The organism is Bacillus sp. R86525 (assembly GCF_042466195.1).
GTDB classification, from domain to species: domain Bacteria; phylum Bacillota; class Bacilli; order Bacillales; family Bacillaceae_G; genus Bacillus_A; species Bacillus_A nitratireducens.
Genome location: NZ_JAXHPX010000007.1, coordinates 2444576 through 2464610, shown reverse-complemented (window position 1 = coordinate 2464610; position 20035 = coordinate 2444576). Strand labels below are relative to the sequence as shown.

Sequence of the window (20035 nt, the reverse complement as noted above, 5' to 3'; positions counted from 1 at the left end):
TCCAATCATTGTATGACTAAATCCGCCCCATCCTTCGGCAATTCCATCTTCAAATAATAATCCTCTGCTCTCCAATACCTATTTTGAAACTTCGAAAGTTTCTTTCGTGTCTCTTCGCTTTCTCGCAGAAATCTTTTCTCTCTTGGGCAATCCAAGTACACCATATAATGAAAGAAATCTCTCCATTCTTTTCGCTGTAGAAAAACTCCTTCTACAATTATTACACCTACTAAAGGAAGATGTATTTCTTTCATTTCACATGAGTCGGTTTCATCATGATAAAAAGGTAATTCTAATTCAATGTCGCTTTGTAACTTTTGAAAAAGGTTTCGCAGCAACCAATCAATATCCCATTGAAGGTTATAGTACTCGTACCACCCTGCAAATCCAGTATTATATCGCTTATTTCGCTCGGTAATGTGATCATCAATATGAAAAATATGAAACGAGATTCCACTTCGTTTCATATTTTCTACTAATTTTTTTACCAATGTTGTTTTACCCGAACGACTTAGTCCGTCTATACCGATTATAAATCGCTCATCTTTATGTTCCTGAATAACTTTCATTATTTCATTTGTGCTCATTACTTTTGCCAATCTTCTTTTAATAATGAATAAACGACCGTGTCATGAGCAACATCATTTTGAATCATATATTTTCGAAGTAATCCTTCTTCTTGAAACCCAGATTTTTTTAATAAATTACGGGAAGCTTCATTTTCTATATATACGACAGCTGCAATTCTTATAAATTGCAACGTTTCAAATCCGTAAGCTAGCATTGCTTGCAGTGCTTCAGTTGCGTATCCTTGTCCCCAATATGTATCATCTAGCTCATAACCAATTTCAGCTCGTTTATGATGATTGTTAATTAAATGAAACCCACACGTACCGATTAATTGATCCGTACCTTTCTTCTCTATCCCCCAGCGAAACACATTTCCCTCTTCATTACGCTTTCTAAACGTTTGAATAGTCGTTTTCGCTTGCTCAATATTTTCGAAAGCATCCATCCCAAAATAACGAATAACGGATTCTTTTGAAAAATAATGGAACATCGTTTCTGCATCTAACAGTGTAAGTTCTCTTAATAGTAAACGCTCTGTTTCTAATTTTGGAAACCCCATCCTCTTTTTCTCCTTCTATTCTAATGAACTACAAATTTCAATATAATTACCGTCTGGATCAGCAATGTAAGCAATTGTTTGTCCCCACGGTTTTACGATTGGCTCAACTAGAACTTTAACCCCTTGTTCTTTTAATTTCTCAATCGTTTCCTTTACATCCTCTACAACAAACCCTAACTCAAAATGCGAAGATTGTAGTACACCTTCTGTGAGAGGTAGTCCTGTTAACTCCTTAACATCCTCTCGTGTATTCATCGCTAAAATTGTTGATCCTGTTTCAAATTCAATATATGTACCGTGTTCAGCTCTTATTGGTAATTTTAAAATTTCTTTATAAAACTGAAGACATTGTTCAAACTTTTCTACATATAAAATAATGTATTTCATTTTTAAGTTCATAATTATTCCCCCTTTACCTTCACCACTAAAAATTCGACAAATGTTTTTAAAAACCTTGTACCTCATAGAGCCGGGCAAAAAAAAATGAGGCCGATTTCTGGCCCCCCAGCTTATTGGCATAAAACAGGAGATTTGGTTTGGACATAACCAGTTCGTACTTTTATTATATTTTATTTTTTCTGAATTTTAAATGCATTAAACACCTATTTATATTGAGAAAGTTTTTTTACTTGCATAAAATCATACCGCTTAAGAAATGCTACAAATGGAGGTGTATACATATGGAACCAATGCTATGTCCAAGCTGTAAAACGAACCGTACTCGCTTTAATATTCTTGAGCAACAAGTAAAACCAGTCAAATTAAATCCACAAACTGGTCAAGTAGAAGAAGAATACACAAATGAAACGATGAACGCTTTTCATATGGCTTATCAAGGACCAACTTACCGCGTCCAATGTGCTGTATGTGGACTTGTTGAAAACCCAGAACAATTTATTAAACCTGCGCAAAATCAGTCTTTTTCTTAAACATTTTTATTACCCCCTACCAATTTTCTATAGGGGGTTTTTTCGGTTTACGTAAGCAAGGTGGACAATTGCTGTTTAATCAAAGGTTCCTAATTCATCTACATGTCTACTATTCATACACCGTCATATATTTTTCTTTTCCACACAAATATAGCGGCCCAATAGAATCAAAGAACAGCTAAGCCTTGCGACCCAAAGTAAGGAAAATTTGATGAAGCAACAACCTGCAACCTTACTAGACTACCATCACTTTGAATATTAAATACTGACACTGTGCCCTGATTTCCATTAAGGGTGTAAAAATGTCGTCCATCTTTACTCACTCCAACATCCATCGGAAGACCCGGTGCTGTCCCCGACGGCGTACTAGTAATATGCCTTACTACTGACAGTACTCCATTGGGGGCGATTTGGTAGGTGGAGATGGTGCCACTTAAAGTGTTCGTAGTGTAGGCAAAACGTTCATCCTTCGTTGTTATAACCCAACAGGCAGTTTTATATCCGTTTTGTACAGAGCCGCTGATTACGTGAAGAGTACCGTCATTGCTCAATGAATAAGATGACAACGCATTTGAAACCGCTTCTGTAACTAAGAGAATTCCGGACGATAGAAAGTAAGCACCCAATGGGCCTTTACCGTAAGAATCATTAACAATTGGTCCTGTAACCGTACCATCTTTATTTACATGGAAGACACTGAGATGGTTTGATGTAAGCTCGGAGACAACAATTTTACTACCATCCGGGGTGAAGAGAACTTGTGCGGGCTGAGCATTAAAGGTACTGAGAGCATGAGTGGATCCTGGAATAGGTGTAAGGTTTCCCTTATCATCTATGTGAAATCCAGTAATATTTGATGCAAAATTGTTTGCAGCATTACCTACATTGGAGACATAGAGAAGATTATCATACACACCAATGCTATTGGGCTGAGCACCTCCTGATGACTTTACATCCACGAAAGTCGGCACCCCGTTATCTGCTATGATAAAACTACTGATACTATGGCTGCCTGCGTTAACTGCAAATAGGAAACGACCATCACGGGACAAAATCAGAGAACCTTGTGATGCTAGAGGATCTATACCATCGTTTGCCGTTTCTGTAGAAACTTCCTTTATACCAGTACCTCTTCCGTAAGTTCGGTAAGAACCCACAAAGGTGAGCATTCCATTCGTATCCATATGAAAAGCAACAATGTGATTCATTACTTCATTATTAGTCATCATGTATACCATACTCGCACGAGCACGAAAATAATTGTTCATTCTCTGCATTTTAGGACCCTCCTCCCTTCATAATTTTATATGGTTCTTTTTCCATTTAAATTCCCACGCAAATGGAAATTGTTTTAAAATTATCTCTTACTCATCTCGTAGTTTCTTTAAGTGAAAACCTTATTCACTTCCATATTATATTTTAAACTCCATACTCTTTTAGTAATATTTACATAAGAGAGGTGAAATAAATGATATTTAATAACAGATTAATGATTCCATCCGCATTACTACTATTAGTTTGCCACATGATCATACTCTACTTTTGGATTTTCGATTGGAAGAAGATAACAACTCCTTACGGTCTAGCTATATGGACTGTTTCTACTGTTTGCGTCGTTTCTTGATTATTTATGATTTTTTTAGGTATTATTACTAGTAATTATTCTTTGTAACTGTTAGTTATATTCCTTAAATATATAGTCTTTTATTATGTAAAAAAGAGTGAACAAAATAAAATTACATAGAAATGAAAGAAGATGATTCCCGTATAATTATCTACGAAATCATCTTCTTTTAAAATCCACTCTTTATTATAATATTTCACTTTTTAATTTCTTAATTTTCCAAGAGAGTCTTATAAAGAGATACATATACATACAACCAACAAACCCCAGCATAACTTTCGCCCAAATTGGCACTCTTGATTCTGTTGAACTTAAAAATGCGTTATACATTGAGGGTAATATAGTTATTGAAATAAAGGCAAAAAATTGTAGTAATTCCTTCATTTTTTGTACCTTCGTTTCCTTTTCTGAATAAATATCAGGCAACTCTTTTTCCTCTTCTACATCTTTACAAAAATAATTCCATTTTGCAAAACTCGTTACATGTTTCCATCCACACATTTCATATATTTCAATATATTCTTTTTGTTTTTCCTTTGAATCTTTATAATCCAATCTAAAATCCGCTTTATATACTACATCTTTCGGCTTAGTTTTCTGAAACGTATACATTATATTATATTTTTGTAATGCCCAGCCTTGTTGGTGCATATTCCGTAAAAAAGCTTCTTCTTTTTCTAAGCTCCATACCGCGAAAGGTTTGAATATCTTCTTTGTCTCCATCTTCCATTCACTCCCCTAATATACTGTTTCCATTTCTTACAGATCTCTGCAGTCTGCTATACTCTAGCTCTAACACTTCTCTACCAAATGGTGTTAACTCATAGCACTTCTTTCTGTCTGTAGAGGCAACTTCAACAATCAATTTCTCTTTTAATAACTTCGTCGTATTCCCATATAAAGTACCAGGACCGAGTTTTACTTCCCCATTTGTCATCTCTTCTACCATTTGCATAATTCCGTAACCATGCATTGGCTTCACAAGTGACAATAATATGTAATATGTTGCCTCAGTTAACGGAATATATTTTTGCGCTTTCGCATTCATTATAACCACCTCCGATACATCGCTTTATGATATATCGACTAACGATACATCGTATATCGATATTGTATAATCATATTCCAAAATATGCAAGAGTAATGTAATAATTAAATATCTATTTCTTCAAATTAAGAAATCATATCAATTTTCTGAATAATTTGTTAAAATATAGAAATATCCACTTTTACTTTGAAAGGAATGATACATATGATAACTAAATTGAAAGAAAACATAGGATCTGTTTTTGTCGGTAAGGAAAATGTTATTGATTTACTACTCGTTTCATTGCTTGCTGACGGACATGTACTTCTGGAAGATGTGCCTGGCACCGGAAAAACATTACTTGCAAAAACAATTTCAAAAAGCATTGGTGGTAATTTTTCTCGCGTTCAATTTACCCCTGATGTACTTCCGAGTGATGTAACAGGTATTGAATATTTTAATCCAAAAACTAGTGAATTCGAATTAAGACTTGGACCAGTTATGACAAATATACTACTTGCAGATGAAATTAACCGCACGATGCCGAGAACACAATCTAGTTTGTTAGAAGCTATGGAAGAACGACAAGTAACGCTTGAAAAGCAGTCTACTCCTCTTCCGAAACCATTCTTTGTTATTGCGACGCAAAACCCGATTGAATCACAAGGAACTTTTCCTCTTCCAGATGCACAACTTGATCGTTTTTTAATGACGATTTCAATTGGTTATCCGGCTCCTGAAGATGAATTAAAAATGATGCGTCGTTTTCGTAACAATACACCTTTAGAAAGCGTCACATCTGTCATTTCTTTAGAGGACATTTTAGAAGCGCAGAAACAAGTGAAAGAAATTTTCGTATCAGAACCGTTAGAACACTACATTATTAAACTTGCTCATGCTACAAGAAATCATGATTACATCGCTAACGGTGTAAGCCCGCGTGCCACTTTAGCTTTAGTGCGTGCCGTTCAAGCATTAGCCTTTTTACGCGGGAGAGAATATTGTACGCCTGAAGATATTCAATTTTTAGTTCCTTCTGTTTGGAATCACCGTATCGTCTTGTCAATGGAAGGAGCTTTACGTACGACAAAAAATGAATTAATGCAAAGGATTTTAAAAGAAGTGGACGTACCCGTGGAGATTGAACAAGCATGAATGGACAGCGCGTTGTAACTGTACCTTTATTTTTTCAAATCCACATTATTCAATTAACTGTGCCCATCGCTTTACTTTTTACGTTTTTTCTGCCGCAACGAATTATTATGTTTCTCTTTTTCTTCTACTATTTATTTGCGATTTTCATTTATAAATATGTCGCTTACATAGAGAAAAGATTTCAAGTTATAAATGAAAAACAAACAACTCGGCTTTTCCCTGATGAATCCGGACAGTTTTTTATTCATTTAAAAAATGGAGCAAATATACCACTCGTTAATGGTGTTTGTTATTTTCATTTAAATTCGTCCCTTATACCGCATAAAGATCAAGGGATTGAACAAATATCAAAAACGTTATTTTCTTTCCCATTTTCACAACCTGCTCATTCAGCGCAAAAATGGGATTTAACATTAACCGCAACGAAGCGTGGTGTCTTTCAAATTGAACAATTTGAATGTGTTTTAAAAGACCCTTTTCATTTATTAACTGTCCATTTACCTGTTTTCGATAAATTAAAGACTGAAATTATTGTATACCCTACTCCTAAAGAAGTAGCCGGTTTACAAGAACTTCAGCAATTATTAACAGGTTCGTATCGAACGAATTTCTCTTTTTACAATGATGAAACATCCATTATCGGTGTAAAGCGATATGAACGTGAGTCTTTCCGCTCTATTCATTGGAAAGCATCTGCTAAAATGCAGGCGTTACAAGCGAAGCAATATGAACCTGTAAAAAATTATAGTTGGACGATTTGTCTTTCTTTAGCTGCTGATCGCGGATTCGGTTGGAAAGAAAATGTAGAAGACCTTATTTCATTTACAACATACATTTGTCAATTCGCAACGAAGCATCAAATACCGTTTGAATTATTTATTAGTGTATTAGCAGAAACTGGTGCATTGCATTTACCATTAAATGAAGGACAAACACATTACGGGAAGGCTTTAGAGGAATTAGCACGTATTTCAGATGATAGTACGTTACTTCCGAAACAAGGATTTCTTCACTATATAACGAGAAAAAGAGAGCGCTCATCTACAATGATATACATTGGCACGCAGAAGCATGAGCTCCCTCTTCTATCTCAGCCTACGTTTCTCATTAATAATGAAAGGATGGTGGAACCAGTTGAAAACTTGGCTCTTTCACGTTAATGACTTTATTCTACTCCTCCTTCTTTCATTATTAACAGAAAGAGATGAACTCATTGGTATTGCAATATTTTTAACAACAGGCTATGTAGGGTTATTTCTTATTCATAAATTAATGAAGAAAAAAACAACAGGGTTTGTAATACTGCTAGTTATTCAAATAGTCGCTTTTTCTTTCCTTCTCCCTTTCTCTCTATTTGGAACAATTATGTTACCGCTTTTCTTCTTTATCGTACACGCGGTCGGACCTGGCTATCCGGTTCAAAAATCGTTAGGCGGTATTGTATGGTTTGTCGTTTCAGCTATATTTTATGCCCCCTTTCCGCCATTGTGGAAAGTGTTACTATTAGCTTTACACATTATGATTACCTTTTGGCTAACCGGGGCAAATCGTAAACAACAACTATTACGTTTCGCTTCTATCATTACGATTGGTGTAATGAGTATGTTAATTGTTCAAGTGTTCCCTTTTATTCGACTTATGTTTGGTTTTTTGACAGAATTTATCGCATTAGGAGTCGGCTATGCTCTAATGCCATTAATTAAAGCAGCTGAAATGAAAGATACAGAAGGAGTTTGGGCAAATAAAGGACATCTCTTAAAGCCACGAATTGAAGACGGGAAAAAACTTCCTGATTTTGACCCAATACTCATAAATACCGCTACAATAATAGTCTGTACAGTCATCGCTATTTATGTCGTAAGGAAAATAATAAAAAATCGAAAACATTTAAGTTTACCAAATATGCCTATCTTCGAATCTACTATCATTACTGATAAAGAAGGAATAGGTCAAAAACGGTTCAAACGAAATAAACCACCAAATAACGAAATTCGGAAAGAAATTTTCAAACTCGAGAGCAAACTATCCCCCCCTTTAAACCGAGAGCGAGGAGAAACGGTTGAGGCTTGGTTAGAAAGAATAAATCTTGAAGAAGGTGCAAATATTCAGAGTCATATTATTATAGATGCTTATAATACAGTACGGTATTCAAATGGTGAAAACACTGTACTTTTGCATAAATTTAAGGAAGAGATTCATAAGCTTTATGCATATCAGAAGAGTTTAAAGAAGAAGAGAAAATAATGTATACAAAAAGACTCCTATTAAACTAGGAGTCTTTTTGTGTAAAAGTCCACGTTGCTTTTCACAAATTATGCTTTTTTTCCTGCTTCAATTTCTAAAGATTCTTCATGCCACCAAAGTGTTTCTTCAGGATCCTCTTTAGCGATTTGATGTGCTTCTTTTTTCGATTCTACAGTAGGATAAGAACCTTTTAGTGCACGTCCTGATGTTGTGACAAATAGTACACTAAATACAATTAATCCAATCACACTTACACCTGTTAAATAAAATGCTGGTGCTAGTGGATTACCAGTAGCATGAACTAAGTATGAACATACGAGCGGTGTCGTCCCGCCAAATATAGATACAGAAATATTAAAGGAGATAGAAAGTGCACGATAACGTACATCGGTGAAAAAGAGTGCTGGTAATAACGAAGGCAATGTTCCTTCATATACACTAAGGAAGAAACCTAAGACGAAAATACCCGCAAACATGGCTACAATATGTCCGTTACCAATTAATAAAAATGCTGGAATTGAACATAATGCTAAACCAAGTAAACCAATTTGTACTACGCATTTATTACCTACTTTATCACTTAATTTACCGAAATAAAGTGCCAGTGGAATCATAAGTGCCATCGTAATTGAAATGATTAATAAGCCTGTTGTTTCTTTGACTTTTAATACTTGTGTTAAATAAGAAGGAATATACGAAAGGATCATATAGTTTGTAATGTTAAAGAAGGCAACAATTACTGTGCTTAATAAGAAGTCTTTTTTATGATATTTTAATATATCAATAAATGAAAATTGTTCGTTGTCTTCAGATTCCTCTTGTGCCTTTTCCATCTCTTCAAAGATTGGAGATTCATCTAAATGACGTCGTAAATATAAACCGACCAAACCAATTGGTGCAGCAATTAAGAAAGGAATACGCCATCCCCAGCTGAGCATTTGCTCATCTGTTAATAATAACGTTAAAATGGTAACAATTACCGAGGCAGCAATGTAACCTGAGAGTGTTCCAATTTCAAGACCACTACCGAGTATACCACGCTTTTTATCTGGAGAAGATTCTGCGATATAAACCATTGCTCCTGAATATTCGCCGCCTGTAGAGAAGCCTTGAATCATTCGAGCAATTAAAAGTAGTATTGGTGCCCATACACCAATTTGTTCATAGGTTGGTAGTAATGCGATGAATAATGTAGAAAGTGCCATTAAAATAATAGTTGTACTTAAAACAATCTTTCGGCCATACTTATCTCCTATTCTACCAAAGAAAATACCTCCGATTGGTCGAACGAGAAAGGCCGCTGCAAATGTACCAAATGTAAGTACAAGTTGCAAACCACTATTATCCACACCTGAGAAGAATAATTGACTTAATATTACCGCTAAATATGCGTATAATCCAAAGTCAAACCACTCCATTGCATTCCCAATGCCAGTAGCAATAACTGCTTTCCTCGCTTGTTTAGGATTGACAATATTAACGTCTTGAGGTTCAAAATTCAAATCATTATTTTGTTGCATATAGTAAAACAGCTCCTTATTTAATTTAACTTCTTTAAGCACACCTTCTCTTACTAGAATAAATTCAATACGAAGCACTTAAGGAAAAGCAACGTCTCCTTATCTGTTATTATTGTTTCACATAATTAATTATTTGTCCAATGAGATGCTCCCTAGGTTAAGTAATTTAGTATTTTAAAAAGCTGAAGAAGGCGCTATACGAGTACCTTTTTCAGCTTTTTATTTTAATACGTAAATTTATTTTTTCACCCCTATTTTCTTCCTATTTGAATTAAAAATAAGGTGCTTTTTCATAAAGATTTTTAAACACTTGCTATAGCTGATAAGCTATGAATACAGGAGATAAACTCATAAATAAATGCATCAATTTCTTCTTTAGTAATTATATATGGAGGAAGTAAACGAATGATGTTCCCTTGTGTAACGTCAACTAGCATCCCTTTCTCCATTAGCTCTGCCTGTAATTTCTTCACATTTTCATTTGTATCATTCATACTAATTCCAAACATCATCCCAGCATGACGTACTTCTTTAATAAGATAAGAATTTTCTTTCTGAATTTCTTGCAATTTTTCATTGAAATACTGTGACATTTCATACGCTTCTTGCATTAAACCATCGTCAATCAATATATTTAATACGGTTAAACCTAAAGCAGTTCCCATTGATGAATGAGCAAATGTTGTACCGTGATCCCCTGGTGCAAATACATCACATAATTTTTCACCTACAATAATTCCCCCTAGCGGTATCCCGCCTCCTGCTCCTTTGCCAATTTGAATAATATCGGGTGTAATATTGAAATTTTGATAAGCGAATAGTTTTCCTGTTCTCCCCATACCACTTTGTACTTCATCAACAATAAGTAGTACATTATATTTCTCACATAAGTTTTGAACACCATGTAAATATTCACTTGATAAAGGATAGATCCCCCCGCTTCCTAAAACGGGCTCTAACATAATTGCAATCGGATTTTCGTTAATAATTATTTCTTCTAATTGTTCTATATTTTCACGTTCCACTTCATATACAGGAATCGATGTTTTAGGGAAATTTTGATATACACTTTCTTGTCTCGTAAAATGAAGTGCTCCTAACGTACGCCCGTGGAAACTATTCTTCAACACTACGATTCCTTCACGTTCCTCATGCGTATTAGCTCTATACTTATCAATTAATTTCAACGTTGTTTCTGTCGCTTCCGTACCTGAGTTTGTAAAAAAGACCTTTCCGTTTTTTAAAGAGCAATCAACTAATCTCTTTGCATACTCAATCGCAACTGGGTTTAAAAAATGAAACGGTAGATGCAGCGATTTCGTAACTTGTTCCATTGTCGTTTGCACAATTTTCGGGTGATTATACCCTAATACGTTTACTCCGACACCAGAAAATAAGTCTACATACTCTTTACCATCCACATCATAAAGCTTGCACCCTTCTCCTCTTTCTATTGCAACCTTCGTACGACAATACGTAGGCATCATATATTCTTTATCCAATTGAAACCAATCCGACATTTTAAATTCCTCCTAGTTATTTTCCCTGTTTATTTATGTTCATTCTCTATAAAGTCATGTATAAATTCATTTTTAAGATTGAAATTTTAATTGTGGTTTTCTAAAACGTGTTATTTCTCTTCCCGATATTCATTTTTCCATAATTTCTTCTATTTCAACAGGTCCACTATATGTGCGTTTTTTTCATCTAGCGGTATGTTACAAATTTGAACTTCGTATGTAATACATAATCGAGGCTACAGAATCATATTTAGTAACAATCAACGAAAAAATTTTGGAGGCTATGTCGATGAATGAAAAACACGATAAACAGAGGGAATCTTTATTAGGAGAATCCTTTAATAGCAATCGAGAACTTAATGAACCAGCTAAACTTCACTCTCAAACAGTTGGTTCACGTGGACCTATTTTAAAGCAAGATAATGTACTGCACGAGGCGTTACAAGAATTTATACATGAAAAAATTTTAGAAAGACCTGTTCATGCAAAAGGATTTGGTGCATTCGGTTATTTTCAAACGATATATCCGATGTCTGAACATACAAAACTAAGCTTTTTACAAAATTCTAATGAGAAAATTCCTGTTATGGTGCGATTTTCATTAGCTGTTAGTACGAAAGGAACACCTGATACTGCTAGAAATGTACGCGGTTTTGCTACAAAATTTTATACAAAAGAAGGCGTATTTGATCTTTTATGTAATCACCTTCCTGTCTTTTCTGTTCGTGATCCGATGCGTTTCCCTGAAACTATTAATGCGTTGTTGCCTTCACCTAAAAATAACTTAATAGACCCGGATAGATTTTGGAATTTTGTTGCTAGAGCACCCGAATCCATTCACTTTGTTGTCCGTTTATACTCTGATGCTGGTACGGCAAAAAGTCTTCGCCACATCCCAGGACATAGTGTAAATACATATGTTTGGAGAAATGCTCAAGGTTATCGAAAGTACGTAAAGTATCATTGGTATCCATTTGAAGGTGTACAATTCATTACTAGTGAGGAAGCAAATAAACTAGCTGCCGAAAATCCTGATTATAGCGGGAAAGATTTATACGATGCAATTGAGGCTGGTAAAGCAGTGGAATATGGTTTATATGTCCAGCTCATGGATCCTAAAGATGAAGCACACCTTTCTTATGACCCTTTAGATGATACAAAAGTATGGGATGAAAAGAAGTATCCTCTTATACCAGTAGGCAAAATGGTATTAAATAAAAATCCTGAAAACTATAAAGAACAAGTAGAAAAAGTCGCTTTCTCCCCTTCTAATTTACTAGACGGTGCAGAACTATCAGATGATAAAATGCTACAAGGTCGTGCTAACATTTATAGTGATTCTCAAAGAAGAAGAATTGGACCTGAATTTCGTAAAATAGCGATCAACCAACAGCAAGATTGGACACCTGCTAATCAAGCAACTAGCGGTGACGGAAGATACGTTGAAGGAAAGCTTGAAAGAACTTCCATAACTAAGAAAGACGATTTTGTGCAGCCTGGTGAATATTATGCGAAGTTATCACAAATCGAAAAAGAACATCTTGCTGAAAACTTAGCTAGTGATTTAAAAGTTATCTCCGATGATATAAGAAAGGTAGTTATGGGGTATTTCCATGAAGTGTCCGATGATTTGACAAAGAGGATTGAGAGTGCGATTCAAAGGTTTTAAGAATATAAAAAACGTCATTTTTAATGATTAAAATGACGTTTTTTTATGCGAACTTACTAGTGATTTCTACAGATCTATTTACATTTATTAATGATAGCTTTCCCCTTCAAGATTTTCGTTACATCATTTTAAATTATGGTACTCATTTTTCTTTTTCAAATAATCTTTTTCACATTGTAACGGCTTGTATTCCACTATCTTCCCTTGCTTCTTTTTCGTTTCAGTAACGATCCATTCCCCTTTTTCAAGGCTTAGGCGTTTCATTACATTTGTATCGTCTATTTCTTTATAAAGTAACAATGCTTCTTGCGCCTTCACAAATAATCTAGGCTCTCCCCTATATCCACCACTATCATAAACTTTAGTGAGCGAATTATAATAAGAATCATTTTCCCTTCCGCCATACATCAAATGTGCAGCCTCTAGGTCTCTTTTACTAACTTCCCAAAAATTATTTTCATCAATCTTTAAATCAAATGTAGATATAATGTCATTCATAATATTTTTTACATACTTTTCATCACGAATTTTACTTTCTTCCAGACAATCTGAAGATAACCTTGGTGCATTTGACTGAGAATGTACCACATGCTGTATAGATACGCACAAAATAAATACACTTAAAACATACAATAGTTTTTTCATATTTAAGTATCACCTCAAATGATTTAGATACTATATTATTTGAGGCTTAGGATATTCTTATGCTAAGAATGAGAAAGGTCCTATAAAATAGACTTTTTATAGGACCTTTTCTTTTAATATTGATTTATTAGTTTCATCGGCGAAGCAAGTACCTTACTACTTTTCACATCATATAATCCTATAGGTGTTACTCGTATAAAAGGCAAGTGCGTCGCAGAAAAGAATAAAATCGTAAATGCTGGATCGTTATAGGTGTATCCTCGCTCTTGTAGTAATTCCACCATTTTTTTCTCTTTCTGTATTAATTCGCTCATTTTTAAATCGGACATAATCCCGAGCAACGGTAATGCAATTTCGTGTAACACTTCATTTCTTTCCGCTATTACCATACCGCCACCTAGCGCTTTTACTCTATGAAAAGCTGTAAGCATATCTTCTTTACTCTTTCCAATAAGAATAATATCGCCGGTACCAGAATAAGAGCTAGCAAGACCTCCTAATCCATTCGCAAAACCTTTCACAACTGTATTCACTCGCCAAGTGCCATCACGAGCAATCATCATAAGGAAACATTCATCATGCTCAATAGAAAGTTCCTCACCGTTTAAGTCGATTTCAGTTACATATGGTTTTGAAATAACATCATTTAATAATTTTATACCTGTTGTTTCAGAAAAAATCATATCTTCTTTCTTTAAAGACCAGTCTAATGATAATGGAGTTACTTTGAATTTACTCCAGTCTATATGTAATGATGCATTTTTGTTTATTCCGTCACGCTTCATCCATTTCCCCTTTGCAATTACACTTATTGGAATCGGATTTTCTTTACTTTCCAAAATATTAATATTTGCAATTCTACCTGTCGCAATCGAACCATGTAAATGTTCCATATTATAATAACGAGCGATATTATAGCTTGCCATATTATAAGCATCTATTACTGGCACTCCTTGTTTTATCGCGGTAGAAATCATAACGTTTGTCATTCCATTTTCATAAAATGAAGGATGTGAGCCGTCTGTAGTGAGAATGAATCTATCAAACTGCTTTACTCCTAGTTCCAACAATTCTTTCAGTAAAACTTCTAAATCTGGGCGGATTGAAGAATTCCTAAGAGAAACAGTGTAACCTTGCATAAGACGTGCGAAAGCTTCCTGCCCTGTCATCGCTTCATGATCACAATCTGTACCTAACAGTTTTAACTTCGCTAAAGTCGTTTCAGATGCTCCTGGGAAATGCCCTTCCACCTTTTTATGTAATCGTTTCGTTTCCTGCACCCAATGTAACATTTCATCATCGCCATGTAATAACTTTGGCCACGCCGTTAGCTCGCCGCCTTGAAGAACCGCTTTATGCTTTAGCCACTCTATTATTTCTTCACGATTAAATAAAGATTCCCCGTTTTGCAATTCACTTTGTCCATCAAAACGACACCACCAATACATACTTGCTGGAATCTTTTCAAATTCATCTAATACACGAAATGCTTCTTCACGTTGTAAGGTAAAAAATAAAGTTAAATTATCATTAATAAACGTCGTTGTCCCAAATTGCATCGCATGATTTGCTAAAGTTTCAGGATTATATAATTGATATGGATGTGCATGCGGTTCTATGTAACTAGGAACTACATACTTTCCATCACAATCAATGACTTCACATTCGTGTAGTTGCTCTGGTAGTTTTTCTCCTACATATATAATGCGGTCATCGTAGATCCAAATATTTGCTTGCACCCACTCGCGCATATAGGAATTTAAATATGTTGCATTCTTGAATAAAATGTGCGGGCTTCTTGTGCCATCAATTACTTCAACATGTTCTCGTAATTGTGTGTTACTCCATCTAAACTGATTTTGTCCCAATGTATTTCACTCCACATCAATTTACTTTTATTTAGTAAAACAAAAATAATTAACTAACTAAAGTATTATCCATTCCTAACTCCCCTGTATATCCCCTATACTCTTTATTATATGTAATGATTACAAAAATAACAATTTTCAAAATTTATGATATATCTCTTTGATCCAAAATAAAAAAGATGTCATGCAACTGACATCTTTTTTATACTAGACTATAAGATTGAATTACACTTGTATCCGTATTTATGTTCTACATATACTTGATTGCTGCCATACCATGAATGCTAATACTGCCCTTATTTGCAAAATTAAAAAGCATCTCTTTTATTTACAACTAAAGCCGGATCCCATTCGTTTTCTTTTCATCTATTTCTTAAATTCAATTTGCATCATTTTATTAAACTGTGTAAAAACATCCATCGCACCTAAAGAGTTAATATTGACAGCTAATGTATGTTTGCCTCCCATTACTCCGCCAACAAAAGTTGTAAATCCAGGAATCGACCCTCCATGACCCCAAATTGAAACACCGTTTGAAAGTTTCGTCTCATAGATTCCAAGGCCATATCCATCACCAAGACCTTTTCCTTCTATAGGAACTGTAGTAAGCATTTCTTTTAGCTCGCGTTCTTTCAGTAACTTACCACCGAGTAAAGATGCAAAGAACGTATTTAAATCGTCCGCATTTGAAATCATATCTCCAGCTGCGTTAGCTAAACTCGGATTATAATTCGTCATGTCTTTCAATTCACTTGTTTCGTCAATTTTCATATACCCACGAGCATGATTCTTACCTGGAATTACGGGTGAATTCCCTGGTAAAAACGTATTTGACAGATCCAAAGGCTCAATAATTCGCTTTTCAATTTCTTCCGCATAACTATTTCCAGTTATTTTTTCAATAAGCATTCCTAGTATTACGTATCCTGTGTTTGAATACAACCATCCCTTACCTGGCGAAAAATCTGGAGGTAGAGAAAGTCCTATTTTCACTATTTCTTCTGCTGTATATGTTTTTTTCGAATTCATTATGTCAGCGTCTTTTGACTTTAAATATTCAGCTATACCACTCGTATGATTTAAAAGTTGACGTATCGTAATTTGATTGCCATCATACCAATTTCCTTGAATGAGGCCCGGTAGCCACTTTTCAATTGGATCGTCTAGTTGTATGCGATTTTCTCCTACTAATTGAAGAACAGTCGTAGCTGTAAAAGTCTTCGTCACACTACCAATCCGAAAGCGATATTCTGATTTTATCGGTTGCTTTGTACTTAAATCCGCCACACCAGCTGTATAACTACTAGTTTTTCCGTTGTTAGACGTTTTAGCTAATACCCCTGGCGTTCCAAGCTGTACTGTTTCCTGCATTACTTGTTTCCAACCATTCCGATTCTTTTGATCATGCATTTCTGACGGACTAGAGATCTTTTGAGTAGACTCTGCTTTCACAGTAAAACCTGGTGTGAATAGAGTAGTACCCGCTAATATAACTGCCAAACTTGCTAACTTAATTGAATTACATTTTTTCATAAGGCTCCATCTCCTCTATTAATATCTGATTGATTCAAGTTATACTTTAATCCTATATGATAAAACTCTCTTTTTTCTTATCCATTCCTTACGAAATACTTACGTTCAAATTTTGATACGATATGCTGAGAAAACGTTATGTATGAAAATAAAAAGAGAACATAACCAAAGTTATATTCTCTTCCCTACTTATTCATATCGCAAACATTCAATTGGATCTAATTTCGCCGCTTTATTCGCAGGCAGTATACCGAATACAATACCGATAAACATAGATATCCCAACCGAAATCAGTCCTAAATTTACTGAAACAATTAATGGCCATTCTGCAAATATCGCAATTAACCACGCAAAGAATACGCCAAGTATAAATCCAATTAAGCCACCTAGTGCTGTTAAAATACAAGATTCAATAAGAAACTGCATTAATACTTTACTACGTGTTGCACCAAGCGCTTTTCGGATGCCAATTTCACGCGTACGTTCTGTAACAGATACAAGCATTATATTCATAACACCTATGCCACCTACTAATAAGGATATTCCAGCAATTCCGCCAAAGACCATTTTCATCATATTCGTAGATTCTTCTAAATCTCCCATAAATTCGTTTCCATCCTCTGAAGCTTTGAATTTATGTTCAAATTTTGGCGATTTAATTTCATTCATTCGTGCTACTGCTTCTTTTGCAACGCTTTCTCGCTCGTCCCTAGCATGTAATTTCACTGTGATTGTATCGTATTCACTTACACCTGAAATTAGTGGCGTATTTTCAAGTGATGTATACCCTGCAGGACTTGGAGAAATAAACCTTTCTTCACTTTTGTAAACTCCAATAACTTTATAAGGTTTTCCCTTTATATCAATGTACAGATCATCTTCCCACTCATGAAATAATTTTGTAAATGCCGCTTCGTTTATAATAACAACCGGCGTTGGTTGTTCTAGCTCACGATCATTTAACTCGCGGCCATGAATAATTGCGAGTTTATTATCCTTCATAAAGTTACCTGTTCCACCATTTAAACTTAATTTTGTTTCTTTTGCACCAGCAAATACTTTCACGTCCATACTTACATTCGGATACACAGCCTTTACTCCTTGAACGGACTCGATCCGCTTTATCATTTCAGGGGTAATTTTTGCATTCTCTGTACCGTAATCAAGATTTTCGTAAAAGATGGTTACTTCATCATCTTTCCCTTGGCTTAACTCTGCTTTCAGCTTCTCATTAGATCCATCGCCCATTGAAATAATTGTGATGATTGCACTAATTCCAATTATGATTCCGAGCATCGTTAATATAGAGCGCATTTTATGTGCAAAGATAGAAGATATAGCCATACGTATATTTTCACTCATATTCAACTTTATCCTCTCCAATCTTGAACAATATTTCCGTCACGAATTACAATTTGGCGCGCTGCCGCTTCCCCTATTTCACGGTCATGAGTAATAATAATAATTGTTGCACCCTGTTTGTTTAACTCATAAAAAAGGTCCATAATTTGTTTACTTGTTTTCGTATCCAGTGCACCCGTTGGTTCATCAGCTAATATAAATTTCGGATTATTTACAATCGCCCGAGCAACAGCGACACGCTGCTTTTGCCCGCCTGATAGTTCATTTGGAAGATGGTTTGATCGTTCGGCAAGTCCTACTTTCATTAGGGCTGCTAATGCACGCTCACGTCTTTCCTTTTTATCTACTCCTGCATATATAAGGGGCAATTCTACATTTTGTAATGCCGTTAAACGCGGAAGTAACATGAAATTTTGGAACACAAAGCCAATTTCTTCATTTCGAATGTGCGCTAATTTTGTTTCAGACATGCTTGATATATTTTGACCCGCTAATGAATAAATCCCAGCCGTCGGTTTATCTAAACAACCAATAATATTCATAAGCGTTGATTTCCCTGAACCAGACGGACCCATAATCGAAGTAAATTCCCCTTCGTTAAGTGTTACATTTATACCATGTAATATTTCAACTGTTTCTTCCCCATTTTGAAAAGATTTCGTGATGTCTTTTAATTCGATCATTGAGTGGTAACCTCCATACCATCAGCCATATCCTTTTCCGGTTTAGAAATAATTTGATCATCTTTTTTCACACCAGAAACCTTCGCCTCGTTGTCTGTTTCAAAATCAATATTGATAGGTTGTTCCTTTGCTTTACCGTCTTTCACAATAAATACAACGTTTTTATCACCCTTTTTCACGATGCTGCTTTTCGGAATCACTGTTCCGTTTGCTTCGCCGGTTTTACTTATTACATTGACATGAAAACCCGTTTGTAATTCTTCAGAGTTGTTTAGTGTAACTACAAATGGATAATTAGAAATTGTGTTATTCTCATCCGCACTTTTTATTGGTGTTGTGCCAATTTCCGTCACAGCTCCTGTCCACGCTTTATCTTTTATTATTTTTGACGTAATAGAAACCTCTTGTCCGACTTTCACTTGAGATAATTCATATTCAGATAGTTGACCTTTCACTTTCAAAGAACCAGCTGTTCGAATCGTAACTCCGCTCATTCCTGCTTTCTCATCTGCTTCTTTGCTAATCTCTTCAATCACACCATCAGCAGGACTAGTAACCGCTAAAGCATTCGTCTTTTCTTTAATTGCCTGTATCATTTGATTAGCATTTTCAACTTCAAACTTCTTCATTTCAAGTTGTGTTTCCTGTCCTTGCATTTCTTGCTCAGCTGCTTGTAGCATCGCTTTTTCTGCACCACTTGCTTTATCTTTTTGCAGCTTTTGTTTCGCATTATCAATTTGCTTCTGCAGTAACGCTACTTCTTTTTCAGCTAACTTTTTTTGCATATCTGCTTCACTTTTTTCTAGTTTTATAGATGCATCACTGTATTTAAAAAGTAACTGTCCTTTTTTTACTTCATCACCTTTTTTCACTGCGAGCTCATAATTCCCTTTTGATAGATCAAACGCAATCATTTCAATACCATTCGGAATAACTTCTCCGCCAAATTTCTGAGCATTTTCAATTTTTTTCTCTGTAATTTTATACGTATCATATGCCCTCCCTACTTCCGGACTACTACCTGCTAAACCAAAATATGTTCCAGCCCCAATCCCGGCAATTAATACACCGATAAGTAATACTTTCTTTTTCTTTTTCATCTACATGTCACCTTTTCATATACTTGT

The 20035-nt window shown here is 35.1% G+C and carries 19 protein-coding genes; 5 read left to right on the top strand and 14 right to left on the bottom strand.

The annotated features are described in order from the left end of the window. Window positions 1-5: 5 nt before the first annotated feature. The 3 genes from SJY24_RS15210 to SJY24_RS15200 are packed head-to-tail and all read right to left on the bottom strand — an operon-like array spanning window position 6 to window position 1528. The gene (locus tag SJY24_RS15210) at window positions 6-587 is read right to left on the bottom strand and encodes a kinase (RefSeq protein WP_377865260.1); all 582 of its coding nucleotides are present in this window, start codon (window positions 585-587) and stop codon (window positions 6-8) included. Then, the gene (locus SJY24_RS15205; protein ID WP_377865259.1) at window positions 587-1129 is read right to left on the bottom strand and encodes a GNAT family N-acetyltransferase; all 543 of its coding nucleotides are present in this window, start codon (window positions 1127-1129) and stop codon (window positions 587-589) included. The genes SJY24_RS15210 and SJY24_RS15205 overlap by 1 nt, the downstream gene beginning before the upstream one ends. A gap of 15 nt (window positions 1130-1144) precedes the next feature. Further along, window positions 1145-1528, bottom strand: coding sequence for a VOC family protein (locus SJY24_RS15200; protein WP_377865258.1), 384 nt, complete (start codon window positions 1526-1528; stop codon window positions 1145-1147). A gap of 281 nt (window positions 1529-1809) precedes the next feature. On the opposite strand from SJY24_RS15200, the gene SJY24_RS15195 reads away from it, so the two are divergent. Beyond that, the gene (locus SJY24_RS15195) at window positions 1810-2058 is read left to right on the top strand and encodes a hypothetical protein (protein WP_000433610.1); all 249 of its coding nucleotides are present in this window, start codon (window positions 1810-1812) and stop codon (window positions 2056-2058) included. 167 nt (window positions 2059-2225) lie between these two features. Here SJY24_RS15195 and SJY24_RS15190 read toward each other — a convergent pair whose 3' ends face one another. The 3 genes from SJY24_RS15190 to SJY24_RS15180 form a co-directional block, all read right to left on the bottom strand. Next, window positions 2226-3335: a lactonase family protein gene (locus SJY24_RS15190; protein WP_377865257.1), complete on the bottom strand. Its 1110-nt coding sequence runs from the start codon at window positions 3333-3335 to the stop codon at window positions 2226-2228. Window positions 3336-3868: 533 nt separating this feature from the next. Continuing rightward, on the bottom strand, window positions 3869-4405 hold the full coding sequence (locus SJY24_RS15185; protein WP_098767607.1) for a DUF2812 domain-containing protein: 537 nt from the start codon (window positions 4403-4405) through the stop codon (window positions 3869-3871). Window positions 4406-4412: 7 nt separating this feature from the next. Then, entirely contained in the window at window positions 4413-4730 is a 318-nt protein-coding gene (locus SJY24_RS15180) for a PadR family transcriptional regulator (protein ID WP_098767605.1), read from the bottom strand. Window positions 4731-4934: 204 nt separating this feature from the next. Here SJY24_RS15180 and SJY24_RS15175 point away from each other — a divergent pair, with 204 nt between their 5' ends. From SJY24_RS15175 to SJY24_RS15165, 3 genes are read left to right on the top strand one after another with little or no spacing between them, the layout of a single operon-like run. Continuing rightward, the gene (locus SJY24_RS15175; RefSeq protein ID WP_377865256.1) at window positions 4935-5864 is read left to right on the top strand and encodes an AAA family ATPase; all 930 of its coding nucleotides are present in this window, start codon (window positions 4935-4937) and stop codon (window positions 5862-5864) included. Next, entirely contained in the window at window positions 5861-7024 is a 1164-nt protein-coding gene (locus tag SJY24_RS15170) for a DUF58 domain-containing protein (protein ID WP_377865255.1), read from the top strand. Before SJY24_RS15175 ends, SJY24_RS15170 begins: the two co-directional genes overlap by 4 nt. Beyond that, entirely contained in the window at window positions 6999-8108 is a 1110-nt protein-coding gene (locus tag SJY24_RS15165) for a DUF4018 domain-containing protein (RefSeq protein WP_377865254.1), read from the top strand. Before SJY24_RS15170 ends, SJY24_RS15165 begins: the two co-directional genes overlap by 26 nt. Before the next feature lie 68 nt (window positions 8109-8176). On the opposite strand, the gene SJY24_RS15160 is transcribed toward SJY24_RS15165, so the two are convergent. Both SJY24_RS15160 and SJY24_RS15155 read right to left on the bottom strand, forming a co-directional pair. Next, window positions 8177-9628 carry an MFS transporter gene (locus SJY24_RS15160; protein WP_377865253.1) on the bottom strand — a complete coding sequence of 484 codons (1452 nt, stop codon included), beginning with the start codon at window positions 9626-9628 and terminating at the stop codon, window positions 8177-8179. Window positions 9629-9930: 302 nt separating this feature from the next. Continuing rightward, window positions 9931-11148 (bottom strand): aspartate aminotransferase family protein, encoded by a 1218-nt coding sequence (locus SJY24_RS15155; protein ID WP_377865252.1) that lies wholly within the window; start codon window positions 11146-11148, stop codon window positions 9931-9933. Window positions 11149-11437: 289 nt separating this feature from the next. On the opposite strand from SJY24_RS15155, the gene SJY24_RS15150 reads away from it, so the two are divergent. Next, window positions 11438-12817: a catalase gene (locus tag SJY24_RS15150; protein WP_377865250.1), complete on the top strand. Its 1380-nt coding sequence runs from the start codon at window positions 11438-11440 to the stop codon at window positions 12815-12817. Between the two features lie 123 nt (window positions 12818-12940). On the opposite strand, the gene SJY24_RS15145 is transcribed toward SJY24_RS15150, so the two are convergent. From SJY24_RS15145 to SJY24_RS15120, 6 genes are all read right to left on the bottom strand, one after another. Beyond that, window positions 12941-13462 carry a hypothetical protein gene (locus SJY24_RS15145; RefSeq protein ID WP_377865249.1) on the bottom strand — a complete coding sequence of 174 codons (522 nt, stop codon included), beginning with the start codon at window positions 13460-13462 and terminating at the stop codon, window positions 12941-12943. A gap of 113 nt (window positions 13463-13575) precedes the next feature. Beyond that, window positions 13576-15330: an adenine deaminase C-terminal domain-containing protein gene (locus SJY24_RS15140; RefSeq protein ID WP_377865248.1), complete on the bottom strand. Its 1755-nt coding sequence runs from the start codon at window positions 15328-15330 to the stop codon at window positions 13576-13578. Between the two features lie 366 nt (window positions 15331-15696). Further along, on the bottom strand, window positions 15697-16863 hold the full coding sequence (locus SJY24_RS15135) for a serine hydrolase domain-containing protein (RefSeq protein WP_377865247.1): 1167 nt from the start codon (window positions 16861-16863) through the stop codon (window positions 15697-15699). A gap of 189 nt (window positions 16864-17052) precedes the next feature. Then, on the bottom strand, window positions 17053-18231 hold the full coding sequence (locus tag SJY24_RS15130; protein ID WP_377865246.1) for an ABC transporter permease: 1179 nt from the start codon (window positions 18229-18231) through the stop codon (window positions 17053-17055). Window positions 18232-18233: 2 nt separating this feature from the next. Beyond that, entirely contained in the window at window positions 18234-18908 is a 675-nt protein-coding gene (locus SJY24_RS15125) for an ABC transporter ATP-binding protein (RefSeq protein ID WP_328022143.1), read from the bottom strand. Further along, window positions 18905-20008, bottom strand: coding sequence for an efflux RND transporter periplasmic adaptor subunit (locus tag SJY24_RS15120; protein WP_377865245.1), 1104 nt, complete (start codon window positions 20006-20008; stop codon window positions 18905-18907). The genes SJY24_RS15125 and SJY24_RS15120 overlap by 4 nt, the downstream gene beginning before the upstream one ends. Window positions 20009-20035: the final 27 nt, after the last annotated feature.

Coding starts and splice junctions, on each gene's coding strand:
- SJY24_RS15210 (WP_377865260.1), bottom strand. CDS start 587: ATGAGCACAAATGAAATAATGAAAGTTATTCAGGAACATAAAGATGAG.
- SJY24_RS15205 (WP_377865259.1), bottom strand. CDS start 1,129: ATGGGGTTTCCAAAATTAGAAACAGAGCGTTTACTATTAAGAGAACTT.
- SJY24_RS15200 (WP_377865258.1), bottom strand. CDS start 1,528: ATGAACTTAAAAATGAAATACATTATTTTATATGTAGAAAAGTTTGAA.
- SJY24_RS15195 (WP_000433610.1), top strand. CDS start 1,810: ATGGAACCAATGCTATGTCCAAGCTGTAAAACGAACCGTACTCGCTTT.
- SJY24_RS15190 (WP_377865257.1), bottom strand. CDS start 3,335: ATGCAGAGAATGAACAATTATTTTCGTGCTCGTGCGAGTATGGTATAC.
- SJY24_RS15185 (WP_098767607.1), bottom strand. CDS start 4,405: ATGGAGACAAAGAAGATATTCAAACCTTTCGCGGTATGGAGCTTAGAA.
- SJY24_RS15180 (WP_098767605.1), bottom strand. CDS start 4,730: ATGAATGCGAAAGCGCAAAAATATATTCCGTTAACTGAGGCAACATAT.
- SJY24_RS15175 (WP_377865256.1), top strand. CDS start 4,935: ATGATAACTAAATTGAAAGAAAACATAGGATCTGTTTTTGTCGGTAAG.
- SJY24_RS15170 (WP_377865255.1), top strand. CDS start 5,861: ATGAATGGACAGCGCGTTGTAACTGTACCTTTATTTTTTCAAATCCAC.
- SJY24_RS15160 (WP_377865253.1), bottom strand. CDS start 9,628: ATGCAACAAAATAATGATTTGAATTTTGAACCTCAAGACGTTAATATT.
- SJY24_RS15155 (WP_377865252.1), bottom strand. CDS start 11,148: ATGTCGGATTGGTTTCAATTGGATAAAGAATATATGATGCCTACGTAT.
- SJY24_RS15150 (WP_377865250.1), top strand. CDS start 11,438: ATGAATGAAAAACACGATAAACAGAGGGAATCTTTATTAGGAGAATCC.
- SJY24_RS15145 (WP_377865249.1), bottom strand. CDS start 13,462: ATGAAAAAACTATTGTATGTTTTAAGTGTATTTATTTTGTGCGTATCT.
- SJY24_RS15135 (WP_377865247.1), bottom strand. CDS start 16,863: ATGAAAAAATGTAATTCAATTAAGTTAGCAAGTTTGGCAGTTATATTA.
- SJY24_RS15125 (WP_328022143.1), bottom strand. CDS start 18,908: ATGATCGAATTAAAAGACATCACGAAATCTTTTCAAAATGGGGAAGAA.
- SJY24_RS15120 (WP_377865245.1), bottom strand. CDS start 20,008: ATGAAAAAGAAAAAGAAAGTATTACTTATCGGTGTATTAATTGCCGGG.